This window comes from Halomonas sp. MCCC 1A11062 (assembly GCF_021404355.1).
GTDB classification, from domain to species: domain Bacteria; phylum Pseudomonadota; class Gammaproteobacteria; order Pseudomonadales; family Halomonadaceae; genus Halomonas; species Halomonas aerodenitrificans.
The window spans coordinates 101,188-114,303 of the sequence record NZ_JABFTW010000015.1 but is presented as its reverse complement, the minus strand read 5'-3'; the positions used below and the strand labels follow the sequence as shown (position 1 = coordinate 114,303).

Below are 13,116 nucleotides of genomic sequence, written 5' to 3'. Positions count from 1 at the left end.
CTTCCAGAAGCTGGAACTGGTCGTCAGCAACGTCAAGTTCCAGGACGGGGAGCAAGTGGTTGATCAATCAGACAGGAATGCGGCCTGATCGCCATCCACCAGATTTGACGATAACTCGTTGCCGGCCACCCTGAGGCGTTCTGTAGCCAGCACCGAGGATGAGATCAGCATGCCTGCGGTGAGCACGGAAGCGAGTTTCAAAAAGTGCGACTTGGACATCGGGGGAACCTCCTTTTTTGTAGGTAAATCAGGTCGAGGTGGGAGAACCCCGGCCGCTTTCTGCACAGGCAAGCAGCATGCCAAGCGCGGTGCCAATCCCTGCCGCTATCCTTGAGATGAGCGCAATTTATTGATGTCTATTGAAAACTATTTTGTATTTCTTTTATTTTATAGAAATTGTCGAATGAATTGCATACAATCTGAAAGATAGACAGCGCACTCAATTTGTGCAAGAACTTTAGGCAGGCTCGATCACGGTGCACGCCTGGATCAGATGCAAGGGAGCCGGACGCACGGGCTTCAGCCACACACGCGGCTACGGCATACTGGGTCCAGCCATTACAGAAAGGACGTAATCTCATGGACGGCTCTACCACGAAACTTGGCATAGAGCAGATCGCAGAACGCATCACCGACGCGGTCATGGAGCATCGGCTGCCGCCGGGCATCAAACTGGTGGAGGAGAAGCTGGCGGGTGTCTTCGGGGTAAGCCGAACCAAGATCCGCCAAGCCTTGACCTTGCTGGCCAAGGAGGGGCTGGTGACGCTCCACCCGAATCGTGGGGCTTTCGTAACGCGGCCCTCCGCAGAGGAGGCTCGGGATCTCTTTGCCACGCGTCGTCTAGTGGAGCCTGAGATCGTTCGCAACGTCATCCAGCGGGCTTGCCCTGAAGATTTGAAGAAACTACGCGCACACTTAGAAGAAGAAGCCGAAGCACGCCGACTTGGAGATCGACGTCGCATCATTCGACTCTCGGGGCAGTTTCATATGCTGCTCGCTCAGGTCAGCGGTAACAGTTTCATTGAAAAGCTCATGGCAGAACTCTGCCCGTTAACCTGCTTGATCATTGCGCTGTACGATGAGCCCCAGACCCCCGCCTGCCCAGAGGACGAACACGGCGAGATCGTCGAGGCAATAGCTCAACGAGATGAAAAGCGAGCAATAAGCCTCATGCTGCATCACTTACAGCATATCGAACAGGCGCTTCATCTGGACCATCCGGCGGAGCGAGACATCCACTGGGAGGCTCTGTACGGGTAAGGCCCGCTACCTGAATATACACACGTCGCCTTCAGCGTCAGTAGAGAGGCCTTCGCCCGCTGTACCAAGGTCATTCGCGAGCAGGGCGTGACGATCTGGAAGGAGAACCGCAGCGAAGGCGACTCCCTCTACTTTCTCGACCCGGACGGCCACAAGCTGGAGATTCACTCCGGTGATCTGCAAAGCCGACTGGCGGCATTGAGAGATAACCCCTATGAAGGGTTGGAGTGGTTCATATAGCGGGGCCCAGGAGTGAGTAAGTACTGACTGGGTAGCCTCGCCGCCAATAACGAGAACAAGGACAATGAACGATACCAATCCAAAAGTGGAAGCCTTGCTGAGCCAGCCGCAATGGAATGACGAGCGCAAGAAGCTGCGCGAAATAGCGCTCTCATGCCAACTGACCGAGAGCGTGAAGTGGGGCAAGCTTTGCTACTCGGTGCAGAACGGCAACGTAGCCATAATCTTCAGTATGAAAGACTACTGCGCGCTCGGCTTTTTCAAGGGCAGCCTGTTGAAGGACCCCGAAGGAATTCTCGTTGCCCCTGGCGAGCACTCCCAGGCGATGCGCCAGGCTCGCTTCACACAGCTGAGCGAGATCGAAGCGCAGGCTGCCATACTGGAAGCCTATCTCCTCGAGGCCATCGAGCTGGAGAAGGTCGGTGCCAAGGTGGACTTCAGCGAGAAGCATGAGCTGACGTACCCGATAGAACTTCAGAGAGCGCTGGATGGAAACACTGCCCTGAAAGCTGCCTTCGAAGCGCTCACCCCCGGCCGTCAGAGAGGCTACATTCTGCATTTTTCCGGCGCCAAGCAATCGAGCACGCGAGCGTCACGAATCGAGAAGTGCATGCCCGATATTCTGGCCGGAAAGGGGTTAAACGGTCGTTGATACCGGGCGTGATGGGTTAGTGAGTACTGACTGGGGTTGGTTGCGCCATTAGGAGGTGTCATGGTCGATCTTGAGTTAAGACGCGCGGAATTTGCCAGACTTCATGAGTCCGGTTGCTTCGTGATTCCCAATCCCTGGGATATCGGTACGGCGCGCTTTCTCCAGCACTGCGGTTTTCGCGCGCTGGCAACCACCAGCGCAGGATTTCAATTCAGCCAGGGCCAGGCCGACAGCGTGCTCGGTCTTTCTTGCGAAGCGGCACTTGCCCACATCACCGAAATGGTGAACGCCACCGATCTGCCGGTGAATGCGGATTTCCAGTCCGGCTATGCACACGAGCCCGAAGGCGTGGCGGCGAATGTCGCCCGCTGTGTCGGAACCGGCGTGGCCGGGCTCTCCATCGAAGACGCCACCGGAGAACCCGGGCAGCTATACGACCTGGCGCTTGCCGTGGAGCGCATCCGCGCTGCCCGCACTGCGATAGATGAGGCGGGAGCTCAGGTTCTGCTCACTGCACGGGCAGAAAGCTACCTGGTGGGCCAGCCGGAGCCCCTGAAGGACGTGTTACAACGTCTGACAGCCTACGCGGAGGCGGGCGCTGATGTGCTATTCGCCCCAGGGCCGCGAACGCGAGAGGAGCTGAGCGCCATCGTCAGTGCCGTCGCGCCCAAGCCGGTCAACGCCATCGTCATGGGCAATATGGGGCTGGCGGTTCAGGATCTCGCCGAACTTGGCGTGCGGCGTATCAGCGTTGGCTCGGCGCTAGCCCGCACCGCCTGGGGCGCCTTCATACGGGCTGCCAGAATGATGGCAGAGGAAGGGAGCTTCGAAGGCCTGGGCAATGCGGCAAGCTTCGATGAGTTGAATGCTATTTTCGAAGCCTATGATGCTCGGACGTAAGAAGCTTTTTTCCGGCCAGTTTTTGCATGAATGGTGTCTTGTGAAGTGAACAAGACCTAAGCCTGGAAAAATGGGCGGAGCGACTTATGAAAGAGAAGCTAATCGAGTGGATTCGGTCGGACCACTATAGAATGGCCGCACTGGAAGCCGCCAGCCGGCTACAGCTCAAGGATTGGTGCTTGGCAGCCGGCTTTGTCCGTAACCTGGCGTGGGATAGACTTCATGGCTATGTTCAGCCCACGCCGCTAAGCGACATCGACTTGGTTTACTTTGACCGTGCTTACGCTTCTGCAGAGAGAGATGAGGCTCTTGAGGCACGGCTCCACACCATGTCGTCACACCCATGGTCGGTCAAGAACCAGGCGAGGATGCATACTCGGAACGGAGACCCACCTTACTCATCGACAGCGCAGGCAATGAGCCATTGGGTGGAAGTGGAGACAGCTGTCGGGGTGACGTTCGATCGTGAAGCGGATGAGCTCAAGCTGGTAGCCCCGTTCGGGGTTCGTCCCTTGTTTGAGAAAACGATCACGATGAACGCGAAGCGGAGAAAGCCAAAAGAATTCGCGGCGCGAATACGGGATAAGGGTTGGCAGCGTACCTGGCCACAGCTCACTGTAATTTATGACTCCTGATCACCAATCCTCTTCATGGAAAGGTCTTAGGGGTTAGTAAGCACTGACTGGAGGAGCTGGCTTTGCCTCGCTATGCTGGGGCGAAACACAACGCCAGGGAATACCGATGCTGATCGAGATAATAAGAAACACACCGCTATGGGTATGGCCGCTGCTGCTGTTTTTGCTCTACCGGGGCTATCAGCAGAGCCAGGACAGAACCATCGGCCTTTCCAAGCTGGGTATCATCCCGGCGATTTTCCTCTTCCTCGGGCTCTCTGGCCTGATCAATGCATTTGGCGCCGAGCCGGTAAGTCTCACGCTCTGGTCGCTCGGTATCGGTCTCGCTGTACTCCTTCATCTCAAGCTCGAACTGCCCAGAGGTGTGCGTTTCTCACCGCAGGACCAAACCTTCCACGTGCCGGGCAGCTGGCAGCCGCTCGCTCTCATGCTGACGATCTTCTGCGCCAAGTTTGCCGTTGGCGTAATGGTCGGCATGCAGCTTCCCATAGCTGATACGGCCACCTTCGCTGCTACTGTCAGTCTCGTATACGGCCTACTCGGCGGTATGTTCTTGGGCCGAGCCGTGGTGATCTGGCGGGCTTCTCAGCTTGGGGCGAAGCGGGTTACGTAACGAGTCAAGCTCGTCGACTCGATGTAAGCCTTTGCTTACAAGGAGTAAGCCATTGACTTGATCGACACGACCAAGGTCAAAAGTCAGTCTCGTTACGTAGAATTACACGATAGAAAGCGCTAGCGTGACCTAAGCAGACTGAAGCAAACGTCACTAGCCGAATCGCTGAAGCGAGAGGAAGCCTTTGGACTATTCGATCCTCTTTGAAGCCGCAAGGCCGCTATGGTGGGTGCTGCCCCTCATCGTGCTCTTGGGCGTGCTCAAGTCCCGCTGGTTCAAGGGCATGTTCGGCGAGGCCTTCGTCAAGCTGATCGCCAAGGTGCGGTTGCCGGCGGATGAGTACCGCGGCGTTCACAACGTCACGCTGCCTACGCCTGACGGCACCACCCAGATCGACCAAGATGTCACGACACGTGCCGATGGTTTATTTGGCAAGACTAGTGTGAATAAGTGCTTTGAATCGGATTCCAACATCGTCCGATGATGACATGTCGGCGGCCAGTAACTGCCATAGTGGGAGGCCGATGAGCGGCATTCCCGGGCGGTAGCGTGGCTGAATGCCTCGATTGTACTCAGCCCAGAGGACTGCGAACGCTGGCAAAGCCCTTGCCCAGTACATGCGTATATTTGAGTGGTTTCCACGCTCTTGTGCCCCAGCAATTCCTGAACGGTGCGGATATCGGTTCCCTGGCTCAGCAACTGAGTGGCGAAGCTGTGCCGCAGAGTATGGCAGGAGCCGGGGCGTGGTAGCGATGCGGGTCGCATGGCGTGTCTGACGGCTCTTTGCACTGCCGATGGGTGAATATGATGGAGAACCACCTTGCCATCCATATCGCAGCAAGGCCGGGTGGCAGGGAAAAGCCACTGCCAAGCCAAAGAGATGCCGGCATTGGGGTACTTGCGATCCAGCGCGTGAGGTAGCGTTACCGGTACGCGGCCATGCAGCAGCCGATAGTCTAGTTGCTGTTTGGCCGTGGAGATTTGATGCTGCAAGGCGGGAATACAAGTCGCTGGCAGCAAAGTGGTTCTGTCCTTGTCGCCTTGCCAGCTCTCACTGTAATCACCTGACGCTCGTAATCGATATCTCGAACTCGTAGGCGGCATGTTTCGATGAGCCGCAGCCCTGAACCGTACATCAATGTTCCCATCAGATACATGGAACCCGAAAGGTGGCTCAGTACGCGCATCACTTCCTCGTGGGATAGCACCACTGGCAGCCGGCGTGGTCGCTTGGCGCGTGAGAATTCACCGATCTCTCCCAAGGGCTGCTCGAGAACATGGCGATAGAGAAAGACGATAGCATTCAGCGCCTGGTTGTGCGTGGCAGCTGCCACTTGGCGCTCCACCGCAAGGTGCTCCAGGAAGGCACGCACCTCGGAACCGCCCATGCTGGCAGGGTGGCGCACGCCATGGAAGCGAATGAAGTAGCGAATCCAGTAGCAGTAGGTTTTCTCGGTACGCGGGCTGTAGCGCTTCACCCGCATGGTGGCCTTCACACGGTCCATAAGCTTCGGTGGCTTGTTGTGCGTATCCATCTGCTAGCTCCTTCTTGGAATGGATATACGTACAGTATTATTGGTTCCGACAAGACGTACAACCGCGCGAATTCTGGATAGGTGGCCGAGCTATACTTCGGCTCAAGAAAAATCAATGAGTTGGAAGAAATGCAGCGCGTCAGATAATTTTACTGAACGCGCAGGGATGTTCATCCAATATCAGAACGCGCAGTCCAATCACTGTTAACTTTTAAGGAGTAATCATGGATATATCAGCAACATTGGCGGCTATCTCAACTGCTAAAGAGTTCGCGACGTTGATGATTGGGCGGAAAGTGGACTCGGCTGTCACCGACAAAGCAATTGAGTTACAAGGTTCAATCATTGCGCTTCAAACCGGCATTCTCGAAATGCAGGCACAACTTCAAAATCTAACACAAGAAAAATTAAACCTCGAAAAATCACTTAAAGAAGCGCTGTGTTGGAAAGCTGAAGATGAAAAGCATGAACTGGTAACGATAGTAAAAGGGGTTCATGTTATTCGAAATAAAGACAGCAAAGGCAACAGGGTATCTGATGTTTGGTATTGTCAGAGTTGTTGGGAGAAACAAATCACGTCCGCTTTTCAGTATGTGACCCAAGATTATGGTGGAACCCATTACTTATGCAGTACCTGTAAAGCCCAAATATATGATCATTCAGACCCAGCAACTATTGCGATGTAAGTTTAAGCTAATAAGCGCCTTAAACATCGCGGCCTGCGGTCGCTGGACTCGCAATAAGTTGATCGCTGTTTAGGCGTGCGTTAGCTACAAACAAAGGGTAATGATGTGTGATTTTAGTGAAGTCCCATTTAAAAATGGGAGCATAAACTTTAAGGTCAATGTTACGCCGGTTTCTCTTCAGAATCGTGGTGATAGGAAGGCTGCCTTTAAACGTGAGCTTCAGGAGATTACGAAAACATCACCATTTGTTGTAACAGGGACGTGTTGGGTTTCGATAGATTATTACTGTCAGCACGTAAAAAGGATCAAGAATCCGGGTGCTTATGATATAGACAACATAATTAAGCCAATCCTGGACTCGCTAGTTGGGCAAGCAGGTTTAATTTTGGATGATGTGCTTGTTGATCGAGTCACTGTTAATTGGATTGATACTCCTCATGAAGATCATATCGAGATACAAGTTGAATATCCTGATTTACTGTTTTGCGGTAAAGATGATTTGATACTGATAAAGCATAGTTCTGGTTGGTGCTTCCCAATTCATCGGCAAATTGCGAAGAGCGATAAGGGTATGGATCTCATTCAGAAATATTTCGATATTTGGAACTCGATAGACGACGAACATGCTTTCAACGCTAGTGTTTGCATGCTACCTATTCAAAATTTCGTGTACTTTACCAAAGTTCGTGAAAGTGGTTTTGAGATAATTGAACTCAAATGTAGCTAACAAAGCAATTAAGTCGGATTCATGAACGCGCGCCGACTCGCTTACGCTCAAACATAACACGCGTTCATTCACCGGTTATTGCGGCGTTAGCCCCAAATTCTATAGAACGGAGACTTTACTTGCCTCAAGAGCTTGTTGAAATTTTAAAATACCTTATGAGTGCAGCCGCTGGGGCTGGACTAACCATTGCAATTGTCGCTATGTTTGGTGAGAAAATGTTATTCAAACATCTCGATCATAAATATGCAGAACGCTTGTCTAGAAAAAATATGAGCTTCAATCTGAGTTAAAGGAAACCAAAAACGCTTTAAATAGGTCGCTTCAACAGGATGTTGCCACATATAAAGCTGACCTGGAAGTTCTAAGTGGGCAGCGAGCTAGATATCTAGAAAGAAAAATAGACAGTATTCTAGAACTCAATAAATCTTACGTTTTCGCTGTCAATACATTTCTAGAGTACATTGATATCAATCATGCTTATATAGAGGAAGCTGCAAACTACTTCATATTTCAAGCCGAAGAAAAGGATTTTTCTGAGTTTTCAGATTATCGAGTTTATGCTGAAATCAAGAGGGAGTACTGGCCAAAAAGGCAAAAGCCTGCTGAGTCTGCAATTAATAAGTATTCGGAGGTGCTGGCATTAAGAATGCCAATTCTACCAAAGAGCTTTGCGTCAGCAGAGCTGAATCTTGTTTCTGAGCTAAATGAAATCATGGATAGAAGCAAAAGTCTTTTTTATAGAACAATGGGGCTCACATCTGAGATTATTGAACCAGAAGAAGAGATGACTCCAGAAGAATGTTTAGTGGACTTCAAAGAGCACATAACAGAAAGCCTAGAGTTAAAGAAAAAAGTTGAGTCTTACCACGAAAAACTTTTAACAAAAGCTCAGGAAAGCAACGTATTAATCGAAAGCCTGTTAACTTCTCAGGTACAGGGCTAACAAGGGTGTCAACGGGATGCATTTACGCTACGCTCCAATGCACCCGTTACACCGGCGTTATGCAAGATTAAAACAGGCAATGGAGTAAGAATGTCTATCTCAACAATTTCAAGTTTGATTGCTAGGTTGCAAAAAGAAGTATCAGATCTCCATCACAAAATGAGTTTGGAGACAAAAAAGGAGTCTGATTGTGGGAATCGGATCGGGCAAATTGAAAGGAGCATTACCAAAAGCACTAGCATTAGCACTTTGAAAAGCAAAAGCGCTGAAATCCAAAGAAAGCAGTCAGAAATAGCTAAGATACAAGTAAATAAAGCAGGTCTTTATAAAAAGCTATCCGACAAAGAAGGGCAGTTGCTAAAGGCTAAGCAAGATCTTCTTAAGGAAGAGGAAAAGGAACGTAAAAAGCAAGCTGTTGCCGACGAGAGAGAAAGGAAAAAACTAGCAGATATAGAAAAGAGGCATCAGAGAGAGCAGCTTGAATATCAGCGCCGGTTGCGAGCAGAGATCAATCAAACTGCGAATATGGCTGCTTCTGTGAAAGAGTTGGCGACCACCCAAAACATTTCGCATACAAATATTGTGAAATATGACTTGTTTATATCCCATGCCTCAGAAGATAAGGAAGAATTTGTTCGCCCGCTCGCTGAAACGCTGGAAAATATTGGGGTCAAAGTATGGTATGACGAATTCACTTTAAAAGTTGGTGACAGCTTGCGAACAAGCATCGATCAAGGGTTGGTAAACTCGAGATTTGGAACAGTGATTCTATCATCTGCTTTTTGCTCGAAGAATTGGACACAGTACGAGCTTGACTCTATGGTTGCGCGGGAAATGAATGGACATAAAATGATATTGCCGATATGGCACAAAATAACAAAGAATGAAGTTATTAATTTTAGCCCAGCACTTGCGGATAAAGTAGCGCTAAACACTTCTTTGCAGAGCATTGAGGAAATCGCCGGAGAGCTCGCAGAGGTAATTTTGGGAGCAAAGGCATAACAATGCGCTGCTACGGAAAATTTACTCGCTGGCGCTCCTAAATTTCCGCAGATCGCGGCGTTATACGGGTAAATATGATTGAGAACGTCAGGTCAAGTGACAGGTATATCTATCATTACACCAAGCCGTAGACGGCAATAGATTTTATTCTTCCGAATGGAAATTTAAGATTTGCGCCTTTTCGAGAAACCAATGATCCTAAAGAGTCAAAAGAGTGGTTTTTCTAATATGGGAGTAACGAGGGGCTAGACTTTGCCAAATACAACGCAACTGAGTTATCTTCTTGGTTATCGTCAGCTCTAAAAGATAGCGCTCAACTTCTATGTTTTTCGGGTGATAAAGAAAGTCTCTCTGGAAACCATCTTCAGGATATTTTTTCGAGAGGATTCTGCAAGTAACCATACAGGCATCTGCCTCGTTTTGATAAAGAACGGTTTACGCAGTAAGTTGAAAGCCAGCTTGGGGCTGATGGTCAAATACTTAAAGGGAATGTTGAGTATTACGATCAGGGTATTACCAGAAGACTATTTGATCAGCGTGAGCAGGAATTCATGATTAACCTTGATCACCTCGAGAAGGTTGGCAAATCGAGATACGTAACTGACCATTTGTTCACCCATTACAGGCGCCTATTTTTCAAAAAAATGAGCGACTGGAGGGACGAGAATGAGTGGCGCTACCTGGTTCATGCGCAGGACTCGGAACCCAAGTACGTCGAATATCGAACTTCCTTAGTTGGAATAATGTTCGGAGAGAACACCCGTGATGATAGAAACAGAGTGGTAAAGCTGGCAGTTATGCTCTACCACATGCCAAGGTAAAAGCTAACAAAGCGCTGCTGTCGAACAGGTTTTTCGCTGCGCTGCAAACTTGCCGCAGAGCAAGGCGTTAGGCCCTATAAGGAAGCTACCATGAGCGTGTCAAAAGCGTTTGCCTTATTCATGCAAGAGGCCCCGGCCCATGCCAAGGCTTGGGCGCAAGCCGCAGAAGCACTTGATATTGCTAGTGCTCTAGACAAGAAGACCGAAGAATTAGCTTACATTGCGGTGCTGGCAGCCACTGGAAATACCTCTGGCATTCCGTTTCATGTGCTTTCAGCAAAGTCGCACGGTGCGTCGAGGCAGGAGGTGTTGAGTGCCGTTCTTCTTGGCCTGCCCGCCGCTGGCGCAGTTGTTATTGGCGCTCTCCCCGCTGCCGTGGAGGCTTATGATGGGCAAAACCAATAAGCTATGGCATGAGAAACATCGTATGCCAAAGAACGCAACTGTTCAGCAGCGCATTGAGTGGCACTTGGCTCATGCGAAGGCTTGTGGATGTCGTCCGATTCCGCCATCCATACTCCAGCTAATCGAGGGGCATAAGCCGACTGATGGAGCCTAACAATTCATTCAAGTCGACACTGGAGTTCCCCCACTTCAGTAAATACGCATGGATTAGTCTCCCCCTGACGAGAGGAAGAAAATGCTCATTGCTATCACTAAGTTCAAGTTGCCCAAGCCCGTCACTCGGGGCGAGGCACGCGAAATCTTTTTGAGCACCGCTCCAAAATATCAAGGCATGTCGGGCCTCTTCCGCAAGCACTACGTCATATGGGAGGACGGCTCCACCGTCGGAGGAGTCTATTTGTGGAGATCGCGAGCGGATGCGGAGGCCCAGTATACTGAGAGCTGGAAATCCTTCGTCCGGGAGAAGTACGGCACAGAACCGTCTATTACGTATCTCGATAACCTGATCACCGTCGACAACATCACCGACGAGATGCTCACGCATGAGTAGCTGGGCTCTTCTGCGCATCCCCCGGCCTTCCATGCATACACCTAACCGGTCGTTACACCTGACATGCACCAGTAGGCTCTGCCTGCTGGTGCATGTCAGGTGAATTCCAGCGTTAACCACCCCTGTCGATTCCGACCAGCTCCGTTCGACGTTAGGTTGCCACTCACAGCAATCACCCACAGAAGGGAGCTGATCATGAAGCACATGGCAAAGAATACGATCTGCCTTTGGTACGATGACGCCGCTGAGGAAGCCGCGCGATTTTATGCCGAGACGTTCCCCGATTCCTCGCTCGACGCGGTGCACCGGGCCCCTGGTGATTTTCCGTCGGGTCAGGAGGGAAGCGTCCTGACGGTTGAGTTCACCGTACTAGGCGTTGCGTGCCTCGGGCTGAACGGCGGGCCTATGTTCAAGCACAGCGAGGCGTTCTCGTTTCAGGTGGCGACCGAAGACCAGGAGGAGACGGATCGCTACTGGAACGCCATCATCGGCAATGGCGGCGAGGAGAGCCAATGCGGGTGGTGCAAGGACAAGTGGGGCATCTCCTGGCAGATTACCCCGGTCGCGCTGACGAAGGCGTTCACCAGCCCCGACCGTGCCGCCGCCAAGCGGGCGTTCGATGCCATGATGACGATGAGGAAAATCGACATCGCCGAGATCGAGGCAGCCTTTCGCGGTTGAGATGAGAGCGGGGTTATCTAAAGCCGCCGGCGCTTTTTTCAGCGTCGGCGGTTTTTTTCTTTCCCCAAGGCAGTGCTCTAGTGCCTAGCTTGGCAGAAAGCCCAGAGTATGCAGATATGGGAACATATCTCCGATTAGGAATTTTGTTATTTGCTGCCATTCTTGTGATTGTAGAATTTTTTAGAATCTTGTTCCTTCGCTTCTGTGTGGTTAATGTGAAGGGAGTGAGCACGGTGTTTTGGCTTCCTGCTCCTGTTGATATAATTTTAATTTAACCGGTAGGGCGCTATGCTGAGTCCAGCATAGATAGCCTCTTGACAATGATATGGGTCTGATAGATTAATAGCGTAAAGGGCTATGCATTTTTCAGGAGTATGAGCTATCAAAACCCAACAATGCACCACCTACTTTCTTGAAATGAAATCACGGAGCGAGCTCAAACCAAAGCCGCTCCCCGCCACATTGACCATTGTCGAGTGTGAAGAGCCCCAGTATCAGCTCAATCGATTTTTGTACCAGTTGGTAGGTGCCGAGTGGGAGTGGGCTGACCTTAATACTTGGACGGACGATCAATGGAGAGCAGTGGTAGAAAGCGACGATCATCGTACTTGGGTGGCCTATTATCGAGGCAGTATCGCCGGTTATTTCGAGCTATTCCGGCCTGATGGAAAAAATGTCGAGATCCTCTACTTTGGGCTGGCGCCAACTGCCATCGGGAAGGGATTTGGTGGGCCTTTGCTGAGCCATGCAATCGAGTCGGCGTGGGATTGGCCCGGCACGCAGCGTGTTTGGGTTCACACCTGCACATTCGACCATCCGCGTGCGCTGGATAACTACCGGTCGCGAGGGCTGAAGGTGTTTAAGGAAGAGGTTTCGTACATCGACTGAGCTTGGGCTGTTCTTCACGGCTCCGAGAGCTTTAAGAGCAGCCCTCGGAGCCGTAGATTTAATCAGACCGCCAGTGTTTCAAGCCTCGATCCACACCTCATCGCCCTTGAAGCTCACCTTCCAGGTGCGCAGGGTGACGCTTTCGTCTTCCAGGCACAGGCCGTCTTCCAGGCGGAAGTGCTGCTTGTAGATCGGCGAGGCGACGACTGGCTGGCCCTTGAGGTCACCGACGATGCCGCGGGCGATGACGTTGGCGTTGGAGAAGGGGTCGTGGTGGTCAATGGCATAGAGTTCCTGCGCGTGGCCCGGCAGGTAGAAGATGGCCACTTGGGCCGGGCCTTCCGGGGTTTCCACCCAGGCGGCGACGCCGGAGTAGGGCACCAGGTCGGCGCGGGTGCAGAGGGTTTGCCAGGTCTGGGTCATGGTCTTGGCTGCTGCATTGGCGATTGTCATAAGAGATTCCTAGCAATGGTGTCGGGGAATCGGCGAGCGAGATGAAGCGCTAGGCGCGCGGCGGACCGAAGGCGAGACATAACGTGGGGTTAGGCGAGCCTTCGGGGTACCGCGCAACAACGCGC

Annotated in this window: 17 protein-coding genes and 3 pseudogenes; 16 read left to right on the top strand and 4 right to left on the bottom strand. The window is 51.5% G+C overall.

Annotated elements, in window-relative coordinates:
- Positions 1–63 precede the first annotated feature (63 nt).
- A complete protein-coding gene (locus tag HOP58_RS16000; RefSeq protein ID WP_234260867.1) occupies positions 64–219 on the bottom strand; it encodes a hypothetical protein in 156 nt (51 codons plus the stop codon).
- A 360-nt stretch (positions 220–579) separates the two neighbouring features.
- Here HOP58_RS16000 and HOP58_RS23185 point away from each other — a divergent pair.
- From HOP58_RS23185 to HOP58_RS15965, 7 genes and pseudogenes are all read left to right on the top strand, one after another.
- Positions 580–780 (top strand): annotated as a pseudogene (locus HOP58_RS23185) (GntR family transcriptional regulator); the annotation flags it as partial.
- Positions 760–1,500 (top strand): annotated as a pseudogene (locus tag HOP58_RS23180) (FCD domain-containing protein). The pseudogenes HOP58_RS23185 and HOP58_RS23180, both read left to right, overlap by 21 nt.
- Positions 1,501–1,564: 64 nt before the next feature.
- On the top strand, positions 1,565–2,152 hold the full coding sequence (locus HOP58_RS15985) for a YdeI/OmpD-associated family protein (protein ID WP_234260864.1): 588 nt from the start codon (positions 1,565–1,567) through the stop codon (positions 2,150–2,152).
- A 60-nt stretch (positions 2,153–2,212) separates the two neighbouring features.
- Positions 2,213–3,052 carry an isocitrate lyase/phosphoenolpyruvate mutase family protein gene (locus HOP58_RS15980; RefSeq protein WP_234260863.1) on the top strand — a complete coding sequence of 280 codons (840 nt, stop codon included), beginning with the start codon at positions 2,213–2,215 and terminating at the stop codon, positions 3,050–3,052.
- A gap of 86 nt (positions 3,053–3,138) precedes the next feature.
- Complete coding sequence (locus HOP58_RS15975) at positions 3,139–3,687, top strand: nucleotidyltransferase family protein (RefSeq protein WP_234260862.1); 549 nt, start codon at positions 3,139–3,141, stop codon at positions 3,685–3,687.
- Positions 3,688–3,793: 106 nt separating this feature from the next.
- On the top strand, positions 3,794–4,300 hold the full coding sequence (locus HOP58_RS15970; RefSeq protein WP_234260861.1) for a DUF6622 family protein: 507 nt from the start codon (positions 3,794–3,796) through the stop codon (positions 4,298–4,300).
- Between the two features lie 184 nt (positions 4,301–4,484).
- A complete protein-coding gene (locus tag HOP58_RS15965; RefSeq protein WP_234260860.1) occupies positions 4,485–4,784 on the top strand; it encodes a nuclease-related domain-containing protein in 300 nt (99 codons plus the stop codon).
- A 194-nt stretch (positions 4,785–4,978) separates the two neighbouring features.
- On the opposite strand, the pseudogene HOP58_RS23275 reads toward HOP58_RS15965, so the two are convergent.
- Together HOP58_RS23275 and HOP58_RS23270 are read right to left on the bottom strand one after the other, a co-directional pair.
- A pseudogene (locus HOP58_RS23275) lies at positions 4,979–5,293 on the bottom strand (recombinase XerD); the annotation flags it as partial.
- Positions 5,257–5,835: a phage integrase N-terminal SAM-like domain-containing protein gene (locus HOP58_RS23270; protein ID WP_346657476.1), complete on the bottom strand. Its 579-nt coding sequence runs from the start codon at positions 5,833–5,835 to the stop codon at positions 5,257–5,259. The gene HOP58_RS23270 and the pseudogene HOP58_RS23275, both read right to left, overlap by 37 nt.
- A gap of 224 nt (positions 5,836–6,059) precedes the next feature.
- On the opposite strand from HOP58_RS23270, the gene HOP58_RS15955 reads away from it, so the two are divergent.
- The 9 genes from HOP58_RS15955 to HOP58_RS15915 all read left to right on the top strand — a co-directional run bounded on the left by HOP58_RS15955 (position 6,060) and on the right by HOP58_RS15915 (position 12,538).
- Complete coding sequence (locus tag HOP58_RS15955; RefSeq protein WP_234260859.1) at positions 6,060–6,521, top strand: hypothetical protein; 462 nt, start codon at positions 6,060–6,062, stop codon at positions 6,519–6,521.
- A 103-nt stretch (positions 6,522–6,624) separates the two neighbouring features.
- Positions 6,625–7,248 (top strand): RusA family crossover junction endodeoxyribonuclease, encoded by a 624-nt coding sequence (locus HOP58_RS15950; protein ID WP_234260858.1) that lies wholly within the window; start codon positions 6,625–6,627, stop codon positions 7,246–7,248.
- A gap of 119 nt (positions 7,249–7,367) precedes the next feature.
- Positions 7,368–7,538 (top strand): hypothetical protein, encoded by a 171-nt coding sequence (locus HOP58_RS15945; RefSeq protein ID WP_234260857.1) that lies wholly within the window; start codon positions 7,368–7,370, stop codon positions 7,536–7,538.
- A gap of 356 nt (positions 7,539–7,894) precedes the next feature.
- Entirely contained in the window at positions 7,895–8,191 is a 297-nt protein-coding gene (locus HOP58_RS15940; RefSeq protein WP_234260856.1) for a hypothetical protein, read from the top strand.
- Positions 8,192–8,281: 90 nt separating this feature from the next.
- Positions 8,282–9,193, top strand: a complete 912-nt coding sequence (locus tag HOP58_RS15935; protein ID WP_234260855.1) for a TIR domain-containing protein — start codon at positions 8,282–8,284, stop codon at positions 9,191–9,193.
- A gap of 911 nt (positions 9,194–10,104) precedes the next feature.
- Complete coding sequence (locus HOP58_RS15930; protein ID WP_234260854.1) at positions 10,105–10,419, top strand: carboxymuconolactone decarboxylase family protein; 315 nt, start codon at positions 10,105–10,107, stop codon at positions 10,417–10,419.
- A gap of 235 nt (positions 10,420–10,654) precedes the next feature.
- Positions 10,655–10,969: a monooxygenase gene (locus tag HOP58_RS15925; RefSeq protein WP_234260853.1), complete on the top strand. Its 315-nt coding sequence runs from the start codon at positions 10,655–10,657 to the stop codon at positions 10,967–10,969.
- Between the two features lie 195 nt (positions 10,970–11,164).
- Positions 11,165–11,650, top strand: a complete 486-nt coding sequence (locus HOP58_RS15920; RefSeq protein WP_234260852.1) for a VOC family protein — start codon at positions 11,165–11,167, stop codon at positions 11,648–11,650.
- 417 nt (positions 11,651–12,067) lie between these two features.
- A complete protein-coding gene (locus HOP58_RS15915; RefSeq protein ID WP_234260851.1) occupies positions 12,068–12,538 on the top strand; it encodes a GNAT family N-acetyltransferase in 471 nt (156 codons plus the stop codon).
- Between the two features lie 78 nt (positions 12,539–12,616).
- Here the strand turns inward: HOP58_RS15915 and nirD are convergent, their stop codons facing one another.
- Positions 12,617–12,991: a nitrite reductase small subunit NirD gene (gene nirD / locus HOP58_RS15910; protein WP_234260850.1), complete on the bottom strand. Its 375-nt coding sequence runs from the start codon at positions 12,989–12,991 to the stop codon at positions 12,617–12,619.
- Positions 12,992–13,116 lie beyond the last annotated feature (125 nt).

Excerpts from the sequence above, each read along its gene's own strand:
- HOP58_RS16000 (WP_234260867.1), bottom strand. The coding sequence starts at position 219 with ATGTCCAAGTCGCACTTTTTGAAACTCGCTTCCGTGCTCACCGCAGGC.
- HOP58_RS15985 (WP_234260864.1), top strand. The coding sequence starts at position 1,565 with ATGAACGATACCAATCCAAAAGTGGAAGCCTTGCTGAGCCAGCCGCAA.
- HOP58_RS15925 (WP_234260853.1), top strand. The coding sequence starts at position 10,655 with ATGCTCATTGCTATCACTAAGTTCAAGTTGCCCAAGCCCGTCACTCGG.
- HOP58_RS15935 (WP_234260855.1), top strand. The coding sequence starts at position 8,282 with ATGTCTATCTCAACAATTTCAAGTTTGATTGCTAGGTTGCAAAAAGAA.
- HOP58_RS15915 (WP_234260851.1), top strand. The coding sequence starts at position 12,068 with ATGAAATCACGGAGCGAGCTCAAACCAAAGCCGCTCCCCGCCACATTG.
- HOP58_RS15920 (WP_234260852.1), top strand. The coding sequence starts at position 11,165 with ATGAAGCACATGGCAAAGAATACGATCTGCCTTTGGTACGATGACGCC.
- HOP58_RS15955 (WP_234260859.1), top strand. The coding sequence starts at position 6,060 with ATGGATATATCAGCAACATTGGCGGCTATCTCAACTGCTAAAGAGTTC.
- HOP58_RS15940 (WP_234260856.1), top strand. The coding sequence starts at position 7,895 with ATGCCAATTCTACCAAAGAGCTTTGCGTCAGCAGAGCTGAATCTTGTT.
- HOP58_RS15950 (WP_234260858.1), top strand. The coding sequence starts at position 6,625 with ATGTGTGATTTTAGTGAAGTCCCATTTAAAAATGGGAGCATAAACTTT.
- HOP58_RS15930 (WP_234260854.1), top strand. The coding sequence starts at position 10,105 with ATGAGCGTGTCAAAAGCGTTTGCCTTATTCATGCAAGAGGCCCCGGCC.
- HOP58_RS23270 (WP_346657476.1), bottom strand. The coding sequence starts at position 5,835 with ATGGATACGCACAACAAGCCACCGAAGCTTATGGACCGTGTGAAGGCC.
- HOP58_RS15970 (WP_234260861.1), top strand. The coding sequence starts at position 3,794 with ATGCTGATCGAGATAATAAGAAACACACCGCTATGGGTATGGCCGCTG.
- HOP58_RS15980 (WP_234260863.1), top strand. The coding sequence starts at position 2,213 with ATGGTCGATCTTGAGTTAAGACGCGCGGAATTTGCCAGACTTCATGAG.
- nirD (WP_234260850.1), bottom strand. The coding sequence starts at position 12,991 with ATGACAATCGCCAATGCAGCAGCCAAGACCATGACCCAGACCTGGCAA.
- HOP58_RS15975 (WP_234260862.1), top strand. The coding sequence starts at position 3,139 with ATGAAAGAGAAGCTAATCGAGTGGATTCGGTCGGACCACTATAGAATG.